The following is a 23674-nucleotide window of genomic DNA, read 5'->3' as shown; positions in this document are numbered from 1 at the left end:
ATGTATTTTTGAGCCATGTTAAAAGTAGTGCACTTGAATACGTATGATGGTAACGGCGGCGCTGGGCGGGCATGCATGCGCCTTAACCGGGCATTATTAAGCCAAAATATCGATTCTAAAATTATTGTGCATTATAAATTTGGTAATAATGCCAATATCAGCACTTTTAACAGCAGCATCATCCAAAAATCGTACACGGCGGCGGCTATTATTTTTGAGCGCATATTGGCCAAACGGTTTTTGAAGCCCGATAGCCGCACCCCTTTTTCCTTTACCTGGTTTGGCCGTTCGGTTATTAAACACCCCGATGTTAAAACTGCCGACATTATCCACCTGCATTGGGTAAACCATGGCTTTTTGGATCCTAAGCATATTGCCGAAATTAAAAAGCTGGGTAAACCCGTGGTGTGGACATTTCATGATAGCAACGCCTTTACCGGCGGTTGCCATGTGCGTTACACCTGCACCAATTATCAGCAGGAATGCGGTAATTGTCCGCTGCTCATTAAGCCGGGTGAGGATGATATTTCGCACCGCATCTGGCAGCAAAAAAATAAGGCCTACCGGCAACTTGATTTTAACTTAGTTGCCCCAAGTAGCTGGATGCAGGCCTCCGTTTTATCAAGCAGCCTGATGAAAGGTAAAGCCATCAGCCAGATCCCGAACACACTTGAAACAGATATTTTTAAACCTGTTGATAAAACAGAAGCCAAAAGGCAAGCTGGTTTACCAACGGATAAATTCATTTTTTTAAGCGGGTTTATGCCCTCGCGCAAAGACCTCCACAAAGGCACGCAGTACCTGCTGGAGAGTATGGAACTGCTTAAGCAGCGTTTAGGTGCTAATGCCGATAAAATTGAACTGGTGGTATTCGGTAACCGGGGCACCGAAGCCGTTCCGGATTTTCCTTTTAAAACCAGCTTTTTAGGCACTATCAATAACGATGAAAAGCTTGCTTTGCATTACGCCGCTGCCGATGCTTTCCTGATCCCATCGCTCGAGGATAATTTACCTTATACGGTTATGGAAAGCCTGAGCTGCGGTACACCGGTGGTTGCCTTTACTACGGGTGGTATTCCTGATATGGTGAGGCATGAGTATAACGGTTACCTCGCCACCTACCGCTCATCCGAAAGTTTTGCTGATGGCATGGAGTGGATGATTAAACACCCCGAAAAAGAAAAACTGAACCAACAAGCCCGCGAAACTATTATGGAACGTTTTTCGGAAGAGGTGATCGCTAAAAAACACATGGAGGTTTATAATAGGCTTTTAAGTAAGGGAGGCGCTGATGTTTAATCCTCGGTTAAGTGTGATCACTATCGTATATAATAATGTACGCGATATTGAGCGTACCATGCGCTCTGTGATTAACCAGACTTACACTAATATTGAATATATTGTTGTAGATGGCTTATCCAACGATGGCACTTTGCAGGTCATCGAGCGATATAAAGATCGCATCAGCAAATTCATCAGCGAAAAGGACGAGGGTATTTACGATGCCATGAATAAAGGGCTGGCGTTAGCCACCGGCGATTATGTAATTTTCATGAATTCGGGCGATGAGTTTTATGATGAGGAAACTGTAGACGCTGTTTTTGCATCGGCCGAGGATGCCGATATCTACTACGGTGAAACCGAAATGATAGCCGATGATGGCAGCAGTTTAGGCCGGCGCCGACATAAAGCCCCTGCAAAATTTACCTGGCGTGGTTTTAAATACGGCATGAGCATCAGTCACCAGGCTATATACATCAAACGGGATTTGGCGGAACCCTACGACCGCCGTTACCAATTAAGTTCAGATATCGACTGGATTATCCACGCGGCTAAAAAGTCAAAAAAAATAGTCAATATTAACCGCTATGTAGCCAAATACCTGGTAGGGGGCATGTCGAAGAAAAGGCACCGTCAGAGCTTGATGGAGCGCTTTGATATTATGAAACGTAACTATGGGTTATTGCCTACGGTTTTTAATCATTTTGTTATCGCTTTTAATTTGGGCTGGTATTGGTTGAAGAACAGAAGGACTAATGATTAACCGAAATGAAAGTTATTATAGAAATTTGTCAAATCGATAGAGCGGAGTGGAAATGAGCGTCGGGGCGAAAGAGAAATCTTATACGCCCGACTAAGCCATTATGCGTGCTTTAAAGCAGGGCGTATAAGATTTCTCCTCACGCTACACTCAAATCCCTCCCCACCGTTCGTCAAAATGACAATGTGTTTTGATTCAACTGAATTGTTGGATACAAAAAAAGCGATGAGCTTCAGCCCATCGCTTTTCCTTTTAATATTTAAACCTTAAGCTTTTTTACCCGCAGGTTTTGCAGCCGGAGCTTTCTTTTTATTTTCGGTATAAGCAGCGCCGCCTAAAGCAAGAACCAGCAATATTGAGCCGGCTAACGAAATATTTTCGCCGGTGTAGTAGGATGCCGGGTGGAAAATAAATTCAATTTTGTGGTTACCTACCGGGATCTGTGCCGCGCGTAACAGGTAATCGGCACGGAAATATGGTTTTTCAACGCCATCGATGTACATTTTCCAGCCTTTGTTATAATAAACCTCAGAAAATACCGCTACCTGGTTGGATGTAGATCCACTTTGGTAAACCATATGATCTGGCGAGTAGCTGGTTAGCTCTATTTTTCCATCGCCTACGCCCGCGCCGAGGGCTTTTTCATCAATAACGCTTTTGTATTGTTTATCAACAATAGCCTCATCTTTTGGCGAGAAGCTGCTGATAGCCTGCATTTCCTGGTCGGCATTGTCAGCGTATTTAATGCTTTTTACAAACCAGGCATGGCCGCAGGCGGTTTGGTTTACCTGCATACCCAGGTTTTGGGTTTTCGGATCGGCTGATATGATGTATTTCACGTTCATCATATCTAAAACGTCTTGGTTTATGGCCTTGGTTAGCTGATTGTCAAATAATTCTTGCCAACGTTTCAACCTTGCTGCCGAATATCCACCCAGTGATTTGTAAAAAAATGGGGTAACACCATCGCCGGGAAGGTATGTTGTAGCATCGAATACCCTAAAGTCCGGGTCTTTGTCTTTCATAATAAACTGATCAACTTCGCGAGGTTGCGGTGCCTGGTTATCTTGTTTGGGGGTAAAGCTATCGGTGTTTAAATACCGCTTGTCGATAGCCCAAAGGTCTACCAACACTAAAGCCAAAATGCCAATTGATAGAATCGTCGGGCTGATCTTCTTTTTCAAAAATGCCCAGCCTAAACCAAATGCGATACCTATAAAAATCAGCGAGCGCACGGCATCTGCCTGTGCTAAAGATTCTCTATCGGCCCTTAATGCGTTGGTAACGGCTTGTCCGTCAATTTTAAATTGCTGAGCAATTTGCGAGATGACCCCCGCGGTTTGCTCGCTCACATTAAACGATAAAAGCACAGATGGAACCACTGCAATAATCAGCGCAAGGCCACCGGTGATGTACAAGGCGATTTTTAACTTTTTAAACAGGCTTTCTTTATCTTCATTTACGATAGCCTCATTTACTGCCAATACAGCAAGTATTGGGAAGCAGAAACCTGCGACAGCTAATATCGATTCGACAGCGCGGAATTTATTGTAAAGCGGGAAGTAATTAAAGAAAAGATCGGATACATAAGGCCAGTTTTTGCCAAATGATAACAACATCGTTAATACAACAGCACCTAATAGCCACCATTTAATGCGATTTTTAACAATCATTAAACCCCACACAAATAATAAACAAATTACAGCGCCAAAGTAAAAAGGTCCTTCTGTAAATTGTTTATTACCCCAATAGAGTGGTAAATACCTCGCTGAAATGCCAACAACCTGGTTAGGGTCGGCACCCGTAGCTGCAAGCGTTTTGATAACATGCGATTCTGGATCGATAGAGCCCTGGCTGTTGCCGCCGTAGGCGTTCGGTACCAAAAATGTAAGACATTCTGCCACGCCCTGGCTCCAATCATAAGCGTAATCGCGTGGTAAGCCGTTAGCGGGTTCAGTGGCTTGCCTGGTAAGGTTTGATTTACCGCGGATACTTTCGTTGCCGTAATCTGCTGTACTCCATAGCATGGAGGCGTTTACAGCAACTGCTAATATGAGTGCAGCCACGATATATCCTGCTGATTTTATGAAAGCATTTAAAGTTTTGTTTTTGATGGCATGATACAGTTCAATACCAAGCATGATCAATAAAGCCAGCATCAAATAGTAGGTCATCTGCACGTGATTGGCCCTAATCTCCATTGCAAGAAATAGAGCCGTTACAGAAAAGCCCAACAGATGTTTGCCGCGCAGTGTAAGGATAATACCGGCAAGTATTGGCCCAAAAAAAGCTATGGCGAAGGCCTGATTGGCATGCCCTGCAAGGAGCAAAATGATATTATACGAAGAAAATGTAAATGCTACGGCTCCGGCAGCAGCAAGCCATGGATTTACTTTTAATACGATGAATAGAAAATACGTGCCCAACAGAAAGATCAATACGGTGCCTACCGGGGCAGGAAATGTACGATTAACAGCATCTACTACATGGCTGGCTAAATTAGCCTTATAAGGTGCCCAAATCTGGTAGGTAGGCATACCGCCGTAAATCTGGTTGGTCCAGAGTATGGTGGTGTCCTTTGCCTTGTAATCGTTAATTTCTTTTTGGGTTGATTGTGCCCTTGTAACGTCATTTTGCCCTAATGTTTTACCCTGGAAAGCCGGGGTTAAATAGATAAAGCAGATCACTAAAAAAATTGCAGCTATGGCAAAGTGTATGCCGTTACGCTTGAACCAGTTATTCATTTAAATTTTTTGAAATGGATAATATATTCCCCAAAAATAGAAAATACAATGAGAATAGGAATTATAAGTTTTGTTAAGGAATGTTAGCAGTGCTGTGCGTAGCGCAGAACGAAATATAGGCCAAGCATTACTACCAGGCTCAATATATAGGCAATGATCTGGGGCTTTTCATACTCCTCGCGGTATTTGCGGATGGTGAAGTAATTGTAAACCGCCAACGCTGCCAGTACAACCCAAAAAAAGCTTTTAATCCCGGCGCATGAGGTAAGCATTTGGGTAGCCAGGCCAAATACGATAAAGTTGGTAATAATCAGTGTTACCGAAGCTGGCGTATTGTTGTGATTTTGCCGCCTGTTAAATACCGGGTTGGTGTTCATATTTGTTGATAGGTTTATTTTACTTCTTCATAATCAACAAACTCGCCCTCACTATCAGGTACGCTGCCTTTTTTAGGCTGCGGGATATGGTCGATGCGTACTTTGCCATCCGGTTTTGGACCCTCGTTATAGTTACGTTGCTGTTGTTGATATTGCTGCTGTGCCTTATCCACCAGCCCCTCAAACAAAAACGGCAGCAGGTAACGCACCAAACTGCGAATGATGTAAAGGATACAGATGGACATGATCAGGAAACGAATGAGATACATGCTGTTGTACTTTTAAGCTTACAAATATAAGTATATAACGGTTAATTTGTTTGATTATGATTTTGAAGGCAGATGCGCGGATTGTTTGATGTGCAGATTACAAATGTGCAGATTTCAGATGTGCGGATGTTTTTAATTATCAGCAAAAACGATGTCAAGGCTTAACTCAAAACCGGGAAGAATTGGTGTAGTGATGATATCGCCCATGGTCATCAGTTTTGACGGTTGATAGCCGTTGGCAATAAGGGTATACTTCAGGAAGGTTTTATCCTGCGGCGATACTATCCAATATTCTTTAACGCCCGATTCTTCATACACTTCGTATTTATTGCGAAGTTCTTTTTGGTTGTTGCCGGGCGATAGAATTTCAACCACAATATCGGGCGCGCCGGTACAGCCACGGGTATCTACTTTTGAAGGATCGCAAATAATGCAAATGTCGGGTTGCACAACAGTAAATATTTTTTTGTCTTCGCTTTCTCCTTTGCGAGCGAGGCGTACATCAAAAGGCGCAGCGTAAATCTGACAAGGCTTATTTTTAAGAAAAAAATAAAGCTCACTTGATAATCTCATTGAGATTTTTTGATGTAGCGACGCCGGTGCGGGCGTCATTTTAAAAATCTTGCCTTTTATCAATTCAAGACGATCTTCAAACGTCCATTGTAAGTAATCGGCGTATGAATATGTTTTTGAAAAATCAAGATCTGATAATTGCATAACTCAGCTTTATTCAAAGTTAATAATAGATGTGCAAATGTGCAGATGATTAAAATCTCTCAAAACTGTCAACCAATAATCCCATAAATCCAGGTTCAAAATCAGCTGCACATCTGAAATCCGCACATCTGCACATCAAAAAAAATCTAATACTTCTCCTCCATCGTTTTCTCCAAAGCAAACATCTCGTCACGCAGCTTGGCGGCCAGCAGAAAATCCATATTCTTGGCTGCGGCAAGCATTTCTTTTTTGGTGTTTTCTATGGATTTTTTCAGGTCGGCTTTGGTCATGTATTGTACTATCGGGTCGGCGGCAAGGGTAACAGTGTCCATTTCCACGTAAGCCTGTTGCACACCGCCCTTAAAATCAACCACCGATGTTTGTTCCATGATTTCCTCGCGAGATTTGCCAACGGTGAGCGGCGTAATACCATGTTCGGTGTTATAGGCTATCTGGATTTCACGGCGGCGGTTGGTCTCGTCCATCGTTATCTGCATCGAATCGGTAATGGTATCGGCATACATGATCACCCTGCCGCGGTCATTACGGGCCGCGCGACCGATAGTCTGGATCAAGGAACGTTCCGAACGCAGGAAACCTTCCTTGTCAGCATCCAGAATGGCAACTAATGAAACCTCGGGCAAATCCAAACCCTCGCGCAACAGGTTGATCCCTATCAGCACATCAAACTCACCCAAACGTAAACCTCTTAAAATCTCCACCCTTTGCAGGGTTTTAACTTCCGAGTGGATGTAACGGCACTTAATGCCGAGCCGGTCCATGTATTTAGCCAGCTCTTCGGCCATGCGTTTGGTGAGGGTGGTTACCAGCACGCGGTCGCCTTGTTTAATGGTTTTATCAACCTCCTCCAGCAAATCATCCACCTGGTTGATAACCGGGCGCACATCAATAACCGGGTCGAGCAAGCCTGTCGGCCTGATCACCTGTTCAACCACCACACCACCCGATTTTTCCAGTTCAAAATCGCCGGGGGTAGCGCTTACATATATCGTTTGCGGTGCAAGGTTCTCAAACTCCTGGAAATTAAGCGGGCGGTTATCCAGCGCGGCCGGCAAACGGAAGCCATAGTCAACCAGCGAAATTTTGCGCGAACGGTCGCCCCCGTACATTGCCCTGATCTGCGGAACGGTTACGTGGCTTTCATCAATCACCATCAGGTAATCATCCGGGAAATAATCTAATAAACAGAATGGCCTTGCACCCGGCTTGCGGCCATCAAAAAAGCGGGAATAATTTTCGATACCCGAGCAATAACCAAGTTCGCGTATCATCTCCAAATCGTAATTCACCCTTTCTTCCAGGCGTTTGGCTTCTAAAAACCTGCCATCATCAATAAATTGCTTTTTGCGGGTTTCCAGTTCTTCCTGTATAGCCCAGATGGATTGCAGGAAACGCTCGCGCGGGGCCACGTACAGGTTGGCGGGGTAAACCACCATATGCGTCATTTTTTCCAGCGTTTTGCCGGTGCCTATATCAAATGAACTCAGCTCTTCAATATCATCGCCAAAAAATGAGATGCGGTAAGCATAATCCAGGTAAGCGGGGAAAATATCAACGGTATCGCCTTTTACCCTGAAGGTACCGCGTTTAAAATCGGCCGTGGTGCGGGCATACAAAATCTCGACCAAACGGTGTAAAAAAGCGTTACGGCTAATGCGGGTACCAACCGCGAATTTGAAAACCGAATCGGCAAAATCGTCCGGGTTCCCCATACCGTAAATACAGGATATCGACGACACTACAATCACATCCCGCCGCCCCGACATTAAGGCCGAGGTAGTGCGGAGACGCAGCTTTTCAATCTCGTCGTTAATCTGCAGATCTTTTTCAATGTAGGTATTGGTGGTAGGAATAAAGGCCTCCGGCTGGTAATAATCATAATAAGATACAAAGTAGTTTACCGCGTTTTCGGGGAAAAACTGCTTAAACTCGCCGTAAAGCTGCGCGGCCAGCGTTTTGTTGTGGCTCAATATGAGCGTAGGCTTCTGGGTTTGCTCAATAATATTGGCAACCGTAAAAGTCTTGCCCGATCCGGTAACGCCTAACAGGGTCTGGTATGGGTCGCCGTTGCGGATACCTTCAACCAGTTGGCGGATAGCCTCGGGCTGATCGCCGGTTGGTTTATATTGTGATGTTAATTTAAAATCCATGTTGTTATGTAAAAATACAAATAATCTGCCAATAGGGTTTTGATGGCAAAATAAGCGGGTGATAATGACAGCTGTATGTCAGTAGGGCAGTAGCAGTAGCAGTAGCAGTAGCAGTAGCAGAAAATAGCCGCAAATTTATGTAAAGCGATAGAATAAATGTGTGGTTTTGGGGTATAGATTGATTGTCTTTTAACTAACTGCTACCAATAGTATTGGTAGTCTGATTTTTTTCAGGTAGATTGCATAGGTTTTTACTAAACTGCTGCCGCTGCCTACTGCAACTAACAATCGCCAACCGTTTAGCCAACTGATATATGATCTTTGTTCTTAATAAAACCGATACTATTGCTAACCAGTTCCTTGCCGAATTACGTGATGCGGTTATCCAGCAGGATAAGGCGCGTTTTAAGGCTAACCAGGAAAAACTGGGCGGGATTTTAGCCTACGAGCTCAGTAAAACGCTGCGGTACGAAGCTAAAGAGGTTGCAACCCCGTTAGGAACGGCGAGCATCAATATCCCTGCCGACGAGCCGGTTATCGGAGTGGTTTTACGTGCCGGGCTGCCGTTTCATCAGGGTTTTTTGAATTTTTTTGACAGGTCGTCCGCGTCATTCATCACTGCTTACCGAAAGGTAAAACGCAATGGCAGCTTCGTGATCCAGGTTGATCATATCTCGAGCCCCAGCCTTGACGATCAGGTTTTTATTTTGTGCGATACCATGCTGGCCACCGGCCAAAGCGTTGTACAGGTTTGTAAAGAATTAACCGCGCAATATAACATCAAAGAACTGCACATTGCCGCCGTAATTGCCAGTACCGAAGGTGTGGCCCATGTACGCGCCAACCTGCCTAAAGCCAAACTGTGGGTTTGCGCCGTGGATGACGAGATGACCAGCAAGGCGTACATAGTGCCGGGTTTGGGCGATGCGGGGGATTTGGCGTTTGGGGAGAAGGCATAGATTGATTTCGGATTTGGGATGTTCGATTTCGGATTTGATAAATTTGAATTTGCTTAATTTTGAATTTCAGATAGAGGGTCAAATATATCCGAAATCGAACATCCGAAATTTCCAAAAAAAATGTCAACATCCGAAATCGAACATCCCAAATCTGAAATAAAATACAAACACATCTTTTTCGATCTTGATCATACCATCTGGGACTTTGACAAGAACTCCGAAGAGGCTTTACGAGAGTTGTACCTGATCCATCAACTTCAGGAGATCGGCCTGCGCTCTGCAGAATTATTCATCGAAACCTATACCCGCAACAACCACCGCCTTTGGGCGCAATATCATATCGGGGCGATCACTAAAGATGAATTGCGTGATGCCCGCTTCAAATCAACCTTTACCGATCTCGGTCTGCACCCGGAGTTGGTTCCGCCTGATTTTGAAGATGCTTACGTGCAGCTTTGCCCTACCAAAACCAACCTGTTTCCGCACGCCCACGAGACGCTTGAATACCTGCAATCAAAATATACGTTGCACCTGATCTCTAACGGCTTTAAAGATTCCACCCGAACAAAAATTGCCGGTTCTGACCTGGCTAAGTATTTTCAGCATATCATTATCTCTGAAGATGTAGGCGTTAACAAGCCCGATAAAGCCATTTTTCAACACGCGCTTGATTTGGCAGGGGCGGTTAAGGCCGAGAGTGTAATGATAGGGGATAGCATAGAAGCCGATATCCGCGGAGCCTTAAACTTTGGTATGGATGCCATTTACTTTAATCCTTATCAACTCGAAAAGCCGGAGGATGTGTTAATACAGATAACTCATTTAAAAGAGTTGATGGTAATGTTATAAGTGATAGGTATTTGATGAGATAATTATTGTTTAAATTTGAATTATGAAACAACGTACATATCGCATATTGCTTACCCCGGAAGAAGAAGGCGGATTTAGTGTGTCTGTACCTGCTTTACCCGGCTGTTTTACTCAGGGTGAAACTATTGACGAGGCTATTGAAATGGCCAAAGAGGCTATAGCTTTATACGTTGAAACGTTAGAGGAAGAAGGTGAACCTGTGCCTGATGATAGCCGTAGCCTTGAGTACTCACTGACCGTTGCGCTGTAAGTGAAATCCTATACGCCTAAAGAAATCGTTGCCATTTTACTGGCACATGGTTTTGAGCACGTGCGGACTAAAGGAAGTCACCAAATGTTTGTAAATTATACCAACGGTAAAAGAACAGTTGTACCTATGCATTCAAAAGAATTAAAAAAAGGCACACTGCACGCTATTCTTAAACAGGCTGGTATCGATCTTAAAGATTAATCCATGAACATCGCCAAAGAACGTAAAGCCATCGATGCCGCCCTCGACGAATACCGCCGCTGGTTAGATAATATCCCCGATGAGGAGTTTGATGTAACCCCGGCAGATGGGAGCTGGAGTTACGCCGAGGTTTACAGCCACATAATGCAGGCCACCCTCGGCTCATCAATAGCGCTGGAGCGTTGTACCCATGACAATTGCGAACCCAACAAAAAAGGACTTACGCTGGCCGGCCGCTTCGTGATGCTTTTTGGCTGCCTGCCGCCGGTAAAAGCTAAAGTACCCGCCGAGGTTAACGCCAGGGTGGCGGTGGATAAGATCAGTAAAGAAGAAGCCAAAAACCTTATTATTAAATGCCGCCGCCGTATAGATACCACCACGCCGCTTATTAAAACATCTTTACCTGTTAATAAATATAAACACCCGGCTTTGGGGATGCTGAATGCCAGGCAATGGTTTAAGTTTATCAGGGTGCATTTGCAGCATCATTTAAAGCAGTTGGAGCGCATCAAAAATAAATTTGCATCGGCAAAGTAACCTTTTATATTTAACGAAGTCTTAACAGTAGCATAATGTTATATTTCAGACCTTTGTAAAAAACTTTGTGATGAATTTTGAGTACGCATATCTGTTGGTTATCGGGTTGTTGGTACTGGTAGGCTGCTTTTACGTAAGCCCGTATGAGCTGACCGTTAACGAAGATGAGGACGACGAATAACCGTTGTTTTATAAATTAAAATATATTGTTTTCCGGCATAACCTGTCGGCCCCTAAAATAGTCCCCAATAATTAATGGCAAAACGTGAAGTTGATATTGCTGTAATATCCGATGTGCACCTTGGTACTTACGGTTGTCACGCAAAAGAACTGCTTAAGTATTTAAAAAGCATTAAACCCAAAATCCTGATCCTTAACGGCGATATTATCGATATCTGGCAATTCAGTAAATCATACTGGCCCGAAGAGCATACCAAAGTGCTGCGCCGCATCCTCAAATTTGTTACCGATGGCGTACCTGTTTACTATTTAACAGGTAACCATGATGAAATGCTGCGCAAATTCACCGATTTTAACATGGGCACTTTCCAGCTGCTTGACAAATTGGTGCTTGAGGTTGATGGCAAACGCGCCTGGATTTTTCATGGCGATGTATTTGACGTTACCATGCAATACTCCAAATGGCTGGCTAAATTGGGGGCGGTTGGTTACGATACCCTGATCTGGATCAACAGCATAGTTAACTGGCTTTTGACTGCTATGGGCAGGCAAAAAATGAGTTTTTCGCAAAAAGTTAAAGCGCGTTTTAAAGAGGCCGTAAAATTTATTAACCAGTTTGAACAAACCGCGGCCGATTTGGCTGTGGATAAGCAATACGCCTACGTAATTTGCGGCCATATTCACCATGCCGAGATCAGGGAAATCACTTCAACCCAAAATACAGGCTCGGTAATGTACCTTAACTCCGGCGATTGGGTGGAGAGCCTCAGCGCCCTTGAATACAACGAGGGTAACTGGACCATATTCAAATATCATCCCGATAATTTTAAAACCGATGTAGACGAGGATGATAAAACCGACTCGGAAGATTTGAACGCCATGCTGGATGTTAAAAATTTACTGGAGCGTTTTAAACAGGATCCTCATTAATTACTTCACGGTAACATTTTCTTTGCTAATTTAAGCGCTTGAAATTTTTGCCTTAAGTAATGCATTATTTGCATTTCGGGCGCCTGCATCAACTTTTTGAAAATATTTAATGAAAATACTGTTTGGCATACAGGGAACAGGTAACGGACATATAAGCCGGGCGCGCGAAATTGTGCCCTTACTACAGCAATACGGCGAAGTTGATTTGCTGGTGAGCGGTACCGAGGCCGAGGTTTCTTTATCGCAGCCGCTTAAGTACCGTTTTCATGGGGTAAGCTTTGTGTTTGGAACCAACGGCGGTGTTGATAACTGGGCCACCTGGAAAATTATGAACCTGCGCCGGTTTCAGCGCGATTTACGCAGCCTTCCCTTAAAACAGTACGATTTAATTATTAACGATTTTGAGCCCGTCAGCGCCTGGGCCTGTAAGTTGAGGGGGATACCATCGGTATCTTTAAGTCACCAATGTTCATTTGTATCGCCCAAAACGCCACGCCCCGAAAAAAGAGATCCTTTTGCGCAATGGCTGTTAAAAAACTACTCGCCCACTACTTACCATGTGGGTTTTCACTTTGAACGTTACGACAGCTTTATCAATACCCCTGTTATCCGCAGTGAAATACGGCAGATGGAAACCAGCAACCTTGGCCATTACACCGTTTACCTGCCCGCTTATGATGATAAAACGCTTTTAAAGTACTTAAGCGCCGCTAAAGATGTAAAGTGGCAGGTTTTTTCAAAACGGCAGAAGCAGGCTTATCAATCAGGCAACGTTGAAATTTTTCCGGTAAATAACGAGGCCTTTAATAAAAGCCTTGCCGGTTGCGAAGGTTTACTCACCGGCGGTGGTTTTGAAGGGCCGACCGAAGCTCTCTTCCTCCAAAAAAAGGTAATGATGATACCCATGAAGGGGCAGTACGAGCAGCAATGTAACGCACTATCGGCTTCTAAACTGGGTGTGCCCGTAGTAAAGGAGATTGATGACAAGTTCCCCGCCCATCTCAATAACTGGATTAACGACAGTAAAAAGGTAATTGTTGATTTTCCGGATGAAACAGCGCAGATTGTGGATAAACTGGTGAAGCAATACGGCAGAAGCATCTGACCCAAAATCAAAGAATTTCAGTGTTCTACCAATTAATGGATTCGTTATGCTGTTAATTCTCAAATTCTGATTCAGACAATGTTTACTATCCTGTAAATTCTGATTCAGACAATTTTTTCTGCTACTTTTACAGCCGCTTGTTATGATCAACCTCTTCAGAAATTATAATCCATTAAATGTGATTTGGCTGGCTGTTTTGCTGTTTGCATTGCGCCTTGGTTACCTGGTGCAGGTGCCCGAAAAGCTGGAGTTTATTTTTGTTGAGCCATTTGCCCGGCTGCTGGTACCGGTAAAATATGAATATGCCTTTTCGCCTGCACTTAACGTGGTGCTGGCTGCCGTGCTGGTATTTGTACAGGCGCTGCTTATCAATTCGCTCATCAACCACCATAACCTGCTGGGTAAGCCCAGTTTTTTACCGGCGTTGATGTATGTAACCCTTTCTGGCCTGTTTACCCCGTTTTTAACATTGAGCGCGCCGCTGATCTGTAATTTTTTATTGATCTGGATGTTGTTCAAACTCATCAATCTTTATAAAAGTGATGATGCAAAATCTACCGTGTATGATCTGGGCCTGATCGTGGCGGTAGGTTCTCTCATTTATTTTCCGTTCATCTACCTGTTTTTAGCCATCTGGATAGCACTGCTTATTTTCAGGGCTTTTTACTGGCGCGAGTGGCTGATCGCGGTGCTGGGATACGCCACCGTGTTTTTCTTTCTGGCGGTTATTTATTACCTTAATGATATGCTGCCGCGTTTTAGTGGTATCTGGCTCCCGCTTGGTAAAAAATTTCCCGATCATATCAGCATCACCTCCTATACCTACCTGTTGCTTGTTCCGGTTATTATCATTTTGGTACTTTGCTTTTTTAAACTGCAGCAAAATTTTTTCAAAAGTTATATCCAGACACGTAAAACCTTCCAGTTGCTTTTTTTTATTTTCCTGATCACCTCGCTTTCATTTTATATCAACCCCCAGTTCAGGTTAAGCCATTTTTTATTATGTACGGTACCGGCTTCTGCTTTTTTTGCCTATTATTTTTTGTACGCGGGCAAGCGCTGGTTTTACGAAACGCTGTATTTACTGTTGTTTATCAGCATCATCTACTTTCAGTTTAACAAAATTTAACTTTTACATTCGTCCTTATTTCGGCGGTTATGTTAGTTTTGTAACGTGAAACTATTTTTTATGTTAAAGTAGTTTCATTCCACTTTTTAAAAATAATTTCTGATGAAGTTTGGAGTAGTTATATTTCCCGGGTCTAATTGTGATGAGGATATCATCTATGTATTGGAAAAAATAATGGGTCAGCAGGTTGTAAGGTTATGGCATAAAGACCATGATTTGCAGGGCGTTGATTTTGTTGTTTTACCCGGAGGTTTTTCATTTGGCGATTACCTGCGCTCGGGCGCCATATCCCGTTTTTCGCCAATTATGCAGGAAGTGATCCAGTTTGCGGCTAAAGGCGGCTATGTAATGGGTATCTGCAATGGTTTCCAGATCCTTACCGAAGCCGGTTTACTACCCGGCGCGTTGCTGCATAATACCAACCGCAAGTTTATTTGCCGCAATATTTATTTAAAACCTCAAACATCGCAATCACTACTTACCGCCCAGCTTGATCCGCAGCAACCCCTGCGTATCCCAATAGCCCATGGAGAAGGTAATTATTTTGCCGATGCCGATGTGATCAAGGCGCTTAATGATAACGATCAGGTAATGTTCAGGTACTGTGACGAAGCAGGGAACATAACCGCTGATGCCAATCCTAACGGATCATTAGAAAATATAGCCGGTGTTACTAACCTAACCCGTAACGTGTTTGGCTTAATGCCGCACCCTGAGCGTGCTGCTGATGGTTTATTGGCTAACGAAGATGGTCTGGCAATTTTTGAATCGATACTATCAATAGTTAGGGCGTAATGGCCTGCCTGGTTATCGATATTGGTAACACCCTCACCAAAATAGCGGTATTTGAACAAAACCAATTGCTTGAGGCTAACCAATACGAAACCGTTGAGCCGGCTTTGCTGGTGCATTTGCTTGATAAATATAAACCCCAAAAAGGCATTATATCATCTGTAAAGAAAATCGGCGAAGTATGGCAAGGCAGCCTGGAGAAGAAAATTCGGCTTGTGCATTTTAATACCTTAATGACGAGCGGAATAAACAACCACTATTTAACCCCCCAAACACTTGGCCCCGACAGGCTGGCCGCCGTTATAGGCGCTGCCAGTGTGTATCCCGGTCAAAACAGTTTGGTAATAACTGGCGGAACCGCCATTACCTACGATGGTATTGACGGTGCGGGAAATTATTTTGGCGGCAGCATATCGCCTGGCTTAAATATGCGTTATAAGGCTTTGAATTACTATACCGCGGCCTTACCGCTTATAGAGGCTGATGCCGGTTTTAATGCCGGATATGGTAATGACACGGCATCGGCCATACGGTCGGGCGTACAGAACGGAATAAAATATGAGCTTACCGGTTTTATTGAAAGTTATAATGCCGGCAACAAACAACTGAATATTATACTGAGCGGCGGAGACAGCAAATTTTTTGATACTCTATTGAAAAATAGCATCTTTGCCCCCTATGTAAAAATTGAACCATATTTGGTTTTAAAAGGATTAAACGCAGCTATACAAAAGCATAATGATTAAATATACCCGGTTTTTTATAACTCTTTTACTGGCTGCTGCCGCTTGTTCGGCCCAGGCGCAATCAACAGCTACATCAAGCTCTCCATATTCACGGTACGGCATAGGCGAAATCGACCCTCAACTGGTGGGCCCCAACGCCGGTATGGGCGGCATTAGTGTAGCAACCAACAGGATAGGCCTTTTTAATAATATCAACGTTATAAATCCCGCGTCATACGGTGCTATCAACCTCACCACCTTTGATGTTGGTTTGTATGGCAATTTTTTAACGCTATCTCAAACAGGTGCGGCAAATCAAAAAAACAGCAACTTCAGGCTTAGCCATGTGGCTTTCGCCATTCCTACATCAAAGCGCTCGGCCCTAAGTTTCGGCTTGTTGCCTTACAGCGAACGGGGATATAGTTATAAAAGATCGGTAAGTAAACTGGGTAATTCCGGTTCGCCGGCTGATACCAGCACGGTTAACTATACCTACAGCGGCGATGGCAGCTTATCAAAAGCCTATATCGGTTACGGTTTTGGTTTAGGTAAGCACCTGTTATTAGGTGGTAACGTATCATATATCTTTGGTAATATAAAAGATTTGGCCACAACCGAAATTCCGGGCCTTGCAGGTGCCATAAACTCGAAAGTTCAAACCAGTAATGCCATCGGCGGCTTAAATTATGATTTTGGCGCGCAGTATTCATTTGATTTTTCAGAAAGCCAGCACCTTACATTCGGTTATTCAGGTTCGGCAAGCACCCGTTTACATACCCAAAGTACATTTGTTGTAAGCCAGTATTTTAACGATGCCAACGGAAACCAGGATCTTCCTGCTGATAGTGTGGTAAGCAATGTAGGCCCGAAATCGAAGCTTAAGCTGCCGCTGATCAACAGGTTCGGTATCTCTTTCCAAAACGACGGTAAGCTTTTAGTGGGTGCCGATTACTCCATGGGTAAATGGTCGGATCTATCTATTGCCGGTGTAAACCAGGGCCTTCAGGATAGCAAAACATTTAATATTGGCGCCTCATTTATTCCTAACATCAATACCATCAGGAATTATCTTGCTACAGTTGACTATCGTATAGGCGCCATTTATGACCAAACCTATATGCACATCAATGGTACCACCATTAAAAGATATGCAGGTACATTTGGTATAGGTTTGCCATTACGTTCAAACAATGGTACCAGCTTTTATAAAATCAACATCTCTGCCGAAATCGGTCAACGCGGTTCGCTGGTGAATGGTTTGGTTAAGGAAAACTACGTGAATATACACCTCGGCTTTACCCTTAACGATAAGTGGTTTACCAAATATAAGTTCGACTAAACCTCCTTTTTATGCGTAGCCCGGCCCGATATACACAGGTTTTTTGCCTGCTGCTGTTATCATCAACAGTATTACTATCGGCATGCGAAAACGACCTTAAAAAGGTAAGGGAAATATCGGCCAACCAGATTGATACCGTTGCCCAGAAAACCGTTGGGCTTGATTTGATTGTGAGCGACAGCGCACGGGTGGAGATCCATTTAACCGCTCCGCTCATGATTGATTATCAAACCATTAAAAAGCCTTATAAAATAATGCCTAAAGGCGTAAACATCGTTTATTTTGATAAGGAAACAGGCCTGCAGTCGGGCAGCATTGTGGCTGATACCGGGATTCAGCGCGAGCAGGAAAAATTAATCGAATTTCACGGGCATGTGGTGGCCACCAATACTAAAAACGAAACCTTCAAATCGGCCGAGTTATTCTGGGACCAGGTAACCAAGCGCGTTTACTCCAAAAAGCCGGTACAGGCCCTGCTTAGCGGCGGCAATGTTATGAACGGCGATAGTTTTGAAAGTGATGATAAGCTGTTAAACCCCACTTTTCAGCAGGCCACCGGTATTATCCACGTAGACGAAAAAGCTACACAATAATGACTTTTTTTCAGGAAAATTTTGTGTTATAGAATTTTAGTAAAAATTGTATCTTGCGCCCTCTTTTAAAGAATAGATAATTATAAATGTAATATGGGTATAATGGGTTTTTTGCGCGAAAGAATGGGGAAAATCCTCGCATTCTTTATTGGTTTCGCGCTGCTTGCGTTTATTGTGAGCGAAGTAGTAAGGTCTGGCGGTTCCTTTTTCAGGGACGATAGTAACGAGCTTGCTGTTGTAAACGGCGAAAAAGTGCCCTACGACAAATTTAATGAAAAATTGGAGCAGGCTTCGGCTCAGTTTAAACAGCAAGGCCAGTCTATTTCACCGCAGATAACAAGCTATTTGCAGGAAAACACCTGGAACCAGGTTTTGAGCCAGTTATTGCTGACCAAAGAAATTGAAAAACTGGGTTTGGTTGTTGGCGATGACGAGATGAATGTAATGATTGGTGATAACAATCCCGATCCGCAGATCGTTCGTCAGTTTTCTGATCCGCAAACCGGCCAGTTTGATCGTTCCCGTTATGATCAGTTTAAAGCCTATATCAAATCGGGCAAAGCCGGGCCTGAACAGGTAAAAGCCTGGGGCGATTTCGTTATCGACCTGATTGAAGCCAAAAAAGCTACCAAGTACATGAGCCTGGTTACTAATGGTCTTTACGCAAACTCGCTGGATGCAACCGACGACTATGAAGCGAAAAACAAACTGGTTAAGTTTAAATACACCATGCTTGATTATGCTTCAATACCCGATGCCAAAGTTACGTTAACCGATGCGGACTACAGCGCTTACTACGATGCGCATAAAAACGAGTTTAAAAACCCGCAGGATACAAGGAATTTTGAATATGTAAGCTTTAACGCGGCGCCTTCAAAAGAAGACAGCACTGCGGCGAAGCTGCAGGCCGAAAAGCTGGCGGCGGATTTCAAGGCTTCAACCAACGATTCGCTGTTTGTACAGATCAATGCCGAAACAAAAGCGCCGTTAACTTTCCAGCGCAAAGGCAGTATTTCGCCTAAATTGGATACCACCATGTTTAACGCTGCCAAAGGCTTTGTTTACGGTCCTTATCTTGAAAACGGCAGCTACAAAGTAGCTAAGCTTATTGACGCTAAAACTACTTTTGATTCGGTTAAAACAAAACATATCCTTATCGACCTGGCATCAGTTGGCGGCAGCGACGAAAAAGCTAAAGCCAAGGCCGATTCAATCAAAAAACTGATTGATGGCGGCAAACCATTTGCCGATTTGGCCAAAACTTTTTCAGCCGATAAAGGAAGCGCTGAAAAGGGCGGTGACATCCCATCGTTTGATGCCAATGGTAACATGGGCGGCGGACAAGGTTCCTTGGTTCCCGAATATTACAATGCGGCTTTTAAAGCAGCAAAAGGCTCGGTTATTGTTGCCAAATCACAATTTGGATACCACATTATTAAAGTTGAAGATCAGAAAGGATCTGTAAAACTGGTAAAAGTTGGTATTGTTGATAAACCATTAACGGCCAGCAGTAAAACACAAACTATAGCTTACAGCAACGCCCAGAAATTCCTGGCATCGTTAACCCCTGATAACTTTGAGGCCGAAGCTAGAAAAGAAGGCTTAAAACCGCGCACAGCCGAAGATGTAACCGCTGTTGCATCAGGCTTACCAGGCCTGGATAACGCGCGCGAAATTGTAAGGTGGGCGTATAAAGCCGATGTAGGTGATATCAGCGATAAAGTGTACCAGGTTGGCGATCAGTATATTGTTGCGCGCCTTACCGCTATCAAACCTAAAGGTATCCTGCCTTTAGAAGCAGTTAAAAAACAAATTGAACCCGCTGTTCGCGTTGCTGTAAAAGCAAAACAGTTGCAGGCTAAATTTGAATCGGCTATGGGCGGCTCAATTGAGCAGGTTGCTCAGAAAGTTGGCGGTAAAGTTACCCCGGTTGAGAACGTAGTATTTGCAAACCCGATCATCCCGGGCTTATCTGCCGAGTACAAAGTGATTGGTTCTGTTTTTGGGTCGGCTGTTAACAAAGTGTCAAAACCTATTGATGGTACACAAGGCGTTTACGTGTTTGTAGTTGACGGATTTACTAATCCACCTGTATTATCAAACGCTATAAAACAAAAAGAACAGGTGATCCAGGCTATGCTGCAACGTTCGCAAGGCATGCTGATCGAGGCCCTTAAAGATAATGCTACTGTAAAAGATAACAGAGCTAAATTTTTCTAAACAAAATTTGAAGTAAATTTGCATCCGGGAGTGGTATACAGCTGCTCCCGGATTTTTTGTTTAAGCGATATGGAGATCCAGGAGAACATCATTAACAAAGTAGCGCAAAGTGGTTTGGTTACTATAGACCCGGCAGATTTTTATCCCCCCGGCGAACGTGTGATTTACGATATAAAGGATAATCTTTTTCACGGCCTTATTTTAAAGGAAAAGGATTTCAGGGATTTTATAAAGGAGCATGACTGGGCGCAATACGAAGGTAAAAATATAGGCATAACCTGCACGGCAGATGCCATTGTACCTGCCTGGGCTTATATGCTGCTGGCTAACCGCATGGCTCCTTACGCCCGCGAAATTGTTTTTGGTGATAAGGATGTGCTGGAAACCGTGCTTTTTGAAAAACAGATAGCCCGGGCCGATTTTGAGCAATACCGCGGTCAGCGTATTGTGCTGAAAGGTTGCGGTGATACCGAGGTGCCTACATCGGCATATGTTGAGCTTACCAAAAGGTTAAGCGCGGTAGTAAAAAGCTTAATGTTCGGCGAGCCTTGCTCAACCGTGCCCATCTATAAGCGTAAGGATTAAACATTTACAGAGCCTGGGGCAATAAAAAATAGTTTAAACCATTTATAATAGCAGTTGTCCTATCACAAGCCCCTAAATCAGGGCTATTAATAAATGAAGAAACTGCTGATAAATAAATACACTTTTACCTGCTTGCTGCTCGTGTCCCTGTGTTGTGCCGGATTTGCACAGGAGTTGAAAAAGATCAACGAATCTATTTTCAAGGCTGGCGAAAAACTTGATTATAAAATGAAGTACGGCTTCTTTACCGCTGCCGAAGCCACCATTAAGGTAGAGGCAAGCGATAAGAAGTTTGGCGATAACCCGGCTTTTCATTTAATTGCCGAAGGCAAAACTGCAGGTTCGTTTGATCTGTTTTACAAAGTGCGCAATCGCTACGAATCATACGTTGATCAAAATACGCTGATGCCCTACTTTTATACCGAAAACAGGCGTGAGGGTAAATATCGCCATACCGATAACGTTACCTTCGATCAGAAGGATAAGAAAGTAACGGCAAATAAAGGTACTTATAATTACCAGGGCGAGGCTTTTGATTTTGTATCGGCTTATTATTTTGCGCGGGCCATCGATGTTTCGAAGCTGAAACAGGGCGATACCTTTGATCTGCAATATTTTCTGGAAGACAGCTTTCATAAAATGCAGATTACTTATGTAGGCACCGAAACGGTTGAATGTTCGCTGGGTAAGTTTAATTGTCTTAAATTTAGCCCCGCAATAATCCCTGGGCGTATTTTTCGTAAAAATAGTAAGTTGTACCTTTGGGTAACTAATGATAAAAACAGGATCCCGGTTAAAGCCCATGTTGAAGTGCTGATAGGCAGCGTGAGCATGGAACTAAAATCGGCAACGGGGCTTAAATATCCCCTTAATCCTATTAAAGATTGATTTTGAAAAGATGATTGAGGTTGGCAATGTATTACTGCACGAGGATGTGGTAAAAGAAAACTTTGTTTGCAATTTAACCAAATGTAAGGGGGCTTGCTGCCTTGAAGGCGATTCAGGCGCGCCGCTTAATGCCGATGAACTTGATATTTTAAAGGAGATTTACCCTAAAGTAAAGCCTTATCTTACAGCCAAAGGTATTGCCACCATCGAGAAGGAGGGTGTTTACGTAACCGATTTTGAAGGCGATTATACTACACCCTGTGTTGATACCAATAAAGAATGCGCCTATGTGATATGGGAAAACGGTATTACCAAATGCGGTATTGAGAAAGCCTGGGAAGAGGGTGCTGTAACCTGGAAAAAGCCCATCTCCTGCCATTTATACCCCATCCGCATAACCTCGTATCCGGAGTTTGATGTATTGAATTACGACCGCTGGAACATCTGCAGCCCGGCCTGCAGCTTCGGCAATGAGTTAAAGGTACATGTTCATGAATTTTTAAAAGATCCGCTGATCCGCAAATACGGTGCCGATTGGTACCAGGAACTGGAAGACACTGTGGCCGGAATATAGTTTTGATTTCGGAATTCGGATGTTCGATTTCGGATTTTTGTTTTGGGGATTACACCAATTCTGGCCGTTGATGGAATAGTGTTGATTTCGGAATTCGGATGTTCGATTTCGGCTTTTTGTTTTGGGGATTACACCGTTCCTTACCTTTGATGTTGTTTAAGTTCTATAAATTGAAATGACTCCCCCAAATTCGGGTTCAGACAAAAACTACTACTGCCACAGCCAACTACCGCTACTCTCTTTATATCTTATATCTTCCCCAACAAGCGGTAATTTCAATAAAATTGGATATTATTGTAATATACTAAGCATGTACTGTCATTTTTAATGAAAAAGGCGTTAATAACGGGAATTACAGGTCAGGACGGGGCTTATTTAGCAGAGTTTTTGTTAAATAAGGGATATGAGGTACATGGGATAAAACGCCGGTCATCGTTATTCAACACCGACAGGATTGACCATCTTTACCACGATCTGCATGAAACGAACGTAAAGTTCAGGCTTCATTACGGCGACCTTACCGACTCGACCAATTTGATCCGGATCATCCAGGAAGTAAAACCCGACGAAATTTATAACCTTGCGGCTCAAAGCCATGTTAAGGTGAGTTTTGAAACGCCCGAATATACCGCCAATGCCGATGGGATAGGTGCCTTGCGCATACTGGAAGCCATCAGGATCCTTGAACTTACCAAAACTACCAGGGTTTACCAGGCCTCTACTTCTGAGCTTTACGGTTTGGTGCAGGCAGTGCCTCAAAGTGAAACTACACCGTTTTATCCGCGGTCGCCTTATGCGGTAGCTAAGCTTTATGCTTACTGGATTATGGTGAACTACCGCGAGGCCTATGGCATGTACGCCTGCAACGGAATACTTTTTAACCATGAAAGCCCCGTTCGCGGCGAAACCTTCGTTACCCGGAAAATTACCAGGGCGGCTTCTAAAATAGCCCTTGGTTTGCAGGATTGCATTTATTTAGGCAACCTATCGGCACAGCGCGATTGGGGCCACGCCAAAGATTATGTGGAGGCCATGTGGCTGATGTTGCAACAGGATACCCCGGAAGATTTTGTAATAGCAACCGGCGTAACTACAACGGTACGCGATTTTATCAGGATTGCTTTTGCCGAACTGGGCATAGAAGTTGAGTTTAGCGGTAAGGGAACGAACGAACGCGGAGTGATTATAGATATTGACGAACAAAAAGCCCATGAACTTGGTTTAAACTTAAACGCGCTCAGGTTTGGACAAACCGTAGTAAAGGTTGACCCGCAGTATTTCAGGCCTACCGAAGTTGATTTGCTTATTGGCGATGCCTCAAAGGCGCAGCAGAAATTGGGTTGGAAACCTCAATATAACCTTGATGCCCTGGTTGCCGATATGATGCAGGCAGATTTGCAAAGGGTTAAAAAAGATGAATACCTGAAAAAAAGCGGCTTCAATACATTGAATTATTTCGAATAACAGGATAGGACACA

At 43.7% G+C, this 23674-nt stretch carries 24 protein-coding genes; 19 read left to right on the top strand and 5 right to left on the bottom strand.

Going from position 1 to position 23674, the window contains the following annotated elements; all coding sequences use genetic code 11:
* Positions 1 to 15 precede the first annotated feature (15 nt).
* Together LX99_RS16825 and LX99_RS16820 are read left to right on the top strand one after the other, a co-directional pair.
* Positions 16 to 1299 (top strand): glycosyltransferase family 4 protein, encoded by a 1284-nt coding sequence (locus tag LX99_RS16825; protein ID WP_109608932.1) that lies wholly within the window; start codon positions 16 to 18, stop codon positions 1297 to 1299.
* A complete protein-coding gene (locus LX99_RS16820) occupies positions 1292 to 2044 on the top strand; it encodes a glycosyltransferase family 2 protein (RefSeq protein WP_109608931.1) in 753 nt (250 codons plus the stop codon). The genes LX99_RS16825 and LX99_RS16820 overlap by 8 nt, the downstream gene beginning before the upstream one ends.
* A gap of 263 nt (positions 2045 to 2307) precedes the next feature.
* Here the strand turns inward: LX99_RS16820 and LX99_RS16815 are convergent, their stop codons facing one another.
* The 5 genes from LX99_RS16815 to uvrB all read right to left on the bottom strand — a co-directional run bounded on the left by LX99_RS16815 (position 2308) and on the right by uvrB (position 8319).
* Positions 2308 to 4785 (bottom strand): YfhO family protein, encoded by a 2478-nt coding sequence (locus tag LX99_RS16815; RefSeq protein WP_109608930.1) that lies wholly within the window; start codon positions 4783 to 4785, stop codon positions 2308 to 2310.
* Between the two features lie 83 nt (positions 4786 to 4868).
* Entirely contained in the window at positions 4869 to 5162 is a 294-nt protein-coding gene (locus LX99_RS16810; RefSeq protein ID WP_022831383.1) for a hypothetical protein, read from the bottom strand.
* Positions 5163 to 5176: 14 nt separating this feature from the next.
* Positions 5177 to 5431, bottom strand: a complete 255-nt coding sequence (locus tag LX99_RS16805; RefSeq protein WP_022831384.1) for a hypothetical protein — start codon at positions 5429 to 5431, stop codon at positions 5177 to 5179.
* A 132-nt stretch (positions 5432 to 5563) separates the two neighbouring features.
* Entirely contained in the window at positions 5564 to 6148 is a 585-nt protein-coding gene (locus LX99_RS16800) for a Uma2 family endonuclease (RefSeq protein ID WP_022831385.1), read from the bottom strand.
* A gap of 146 nt (positions 6149 to 6294) precedes the next feature.
* The gene (uvrB, locus tag LX99_RS16795; protein ID WP_109608929.1) at positions 6295 to 8319 is read right to left on the bottom strand and encodes an excinuclease ABC subunit UvrB; all 2025 of its coding nucleotides are present in this window, start codon (positions 8317 to 8319) and stop codon (positions 6295 to 6297) included.
* Between the two features lie 314 nt (positions 8320 to 8633).
* Between uvrB and upp the strand changes: the two genes are divergently transcribed.
* The 17 genes from upp to gmd all read left to right on the top strand — a co-directional run bounded on the left by upp (position 8634) and on the right by gmd (position 23660).
* Entirely contained in the window at positions 8634 to 9278 is a 645-nt protein-coding gene (upp, locus tag LX99_RS16790; protein WP_109608928.1) for a uracil phosphoribosyltransferase, read from the top strand.
* Positions 9279 to 9398: 120 nt separating this feature from the next.
* Positions 9399 to 10127: a YjjG family noncanonical pyrimidine nucleotidase gene (locus LX99_RS16785; RefSeq protein WP_109608927.1), complete on the top strand. Its 729-nt coding sequence runs from the start codon at positions 9399 to 9401 to the stop codon at positions 10125 to 10127.
* Between the two features lie 43 nt (positions 10128 to 10170).
* On the top strand, positions 10171 to 10398 hold the full coding sequence (locus tag LX99_RS16780; protein ID WP_109608926.1) for a type II toxin-antitoxin system HicB family antitoxin: 228 nt from the start codon (positions 10171 to 10173) through the stop codon (positions 10396 to 10398).
* Positions 10399 to 10599, top strand: a complete 201-nt coding sequence (locus LX99_RS16775; protein ID WP_109608925.1) for a type II toxin-antitoxin system HicA family toxin — start codon at positions 10399 to 10401, stop codon at positions 10597 to 10599.
* A gap of 3 nt (positions 10600 to 10602) precedes the next feature.
* Complete coding sequence (locus tag LX99_RS16770; RefSeq protein WP_109608924.1) at positions 10603 to 11136, top strand: DinB family protein; 534 nt, start codon at positions 10603 to 10605, stop codon at positions 11134 to 11136.
* A 255-nt stretch (positions 11137 to 11391) separates the two neighbouring features.
* Complete coding sequence (locus LX99_RS16765; RefSeq protein WP_109608923.1) at positions 11392 to 12246, top strand: UDP-2,3-diacylglucosamine diphosphatase; 855 nt, start codon at positions 11392 to 11394, stop codon at positions 12244 to 12246.
* Between the two features lie 109 nt (positions 12247 to 12355).
* Positions 12356 to 13351: a glycosyltransferase family protein gene (locus LX99_RS16760; protein ID WP_109608922.1), complete on the top strand. Its 996-nt coding sequence runs from the start codon at positions 12356 to 12358 to the stop codon at positions 13349 to 13351.
* A gap of 142 nt (positions 13352 to 13493) precedes the next feature.
* On the top strand, positions 13494 to 14480 hold the full coding sequence (locus LX99_RS16755; protein ID WP_109608921.1) for a DUF6427 family protein: 987 nt from the start codon (positions 13494 to 13496) through the stop codon (positions 14478 to 14480).
* Between the two features lie 102 nt (positions 14481 to 14582).
* Complete coding sequence (gene purQ / locus LX99_RS16750; protein WP_022831395.1) at positions 14583 to 15275, top strand: phosphoribosylformylglycinamidine synthase subunit PurQ; 693 nt, start codon at positions 14583 to 14585, stop codon at positions 15273 to 15275.
* The gene (locus tag LX99_RS16745) at positions 15275 to 16018 is read left to right on the top strand and encodes a type III pantothenate kinase (RefSeq protein ID WP_109608920.1); all 744 of its coding nucleotides are present in this window, start codon (positions 15275 to 15277) and stop codon (positions 16016 to 16018) included. The genes purQ and LX99_RS16745 overlap by 1 nt, the downstream gene beginning before the upstream one ends.
* A complete protein-coding gene (locus LX99_RS16740; protein ID WP_109608919.1) occupies positions 16011 to 17336 on the top strand; it encodes a hypothetical protein in 1326 nt (441 codons plus the stop codon). Before LX99_RS16745 ends, LX99_RS16740 begins: the two co-directional genes overlap by 8 nt.
* Before the next feature lie 11 nt (positions 17337 to 17347).
* Complete coding sequence (gene lptC, locus LX99_RS16735) at positions 17348 to 17929, top strand: LPS export ABC transporter periplasmic protein LptC (RefSeq protein WP_022831398.1); 582 nt, start codon at positions 17348 to 17350, stop codon at positions 17927 to 17929.
* 93 nt (positions 17930 to 18022) lie between these two features.
* Positions 18023 to 20149 carry a peptidylprolyl isomerase gene (locus LX99_RS16730; RefSeq protein WP_109608918.1) on the top strand — a complete coding sequence of 709 codons (2127 nt, stop codon included), beginning with the start codon at positions 18023 to 18025 and terminating at the stop codon, positions 20147 to 20149.
* Positions 20150 to 20218: 69 nt separating this feature from the next.
* Entirely contained in the window at positions 20219 to 20734 is a 516-nt protein-coding gene (locus LX99_RS16725; RefSeq protein WP_109608917.1) for a DUF2480 family protein, read from the top strand.
* A 93-nt stretch (positions 20735 to 20827) separates the two neighbouring features.
* Positions 20828 to 21622, top strand: coding sequence for a DUF3108 domain-containing protein (locus LX99_RS16720; RefSeq protein WP_109608916.1), 795 nt, complete (start codon positions 20828 to 20830; stop codon positions 21620 to 21622).
* A gap of 10 nt (positions 21623 to 21632) precedes the next feature.
* Positions 21633 to 22196, top strand: a complete 564-nt coding sequence (locus LX99_RS16715) for a DUF3109 family protein (protein WP_109608915.1) — start codon at positions 21633 to 21635, stop codon at positions 22194 to 22196.
* A 327-nt stretch (positions 22197 to 22523) separates the two neighbouring features.
* A complete protein-coding gene (gene gmd, locus LX99_RS16710; protein WP_109608914.1) occupies positions 22524 to 23660 on the top strand; it encodes a GDP-mannose 4,6-dehydratase in 1137 nt (378 codons plus the stop codon).
* Positions 23661 to 23674 lie beyond the last annotated feature (14 nt).

This window comes from Mucilaginibacter oryzae (assembly GCF_003148845.1).
Lineage (GTDB): Bacteria > Bacteroidota > Bacteroidia > Sphingobacteriales > Sphingobacteriaceae > Mucilaginibacter > Mucilaginibacter oryzae.
This window is presented reverse-complemented; position numbering and strand designations above follow the sequence as displayed.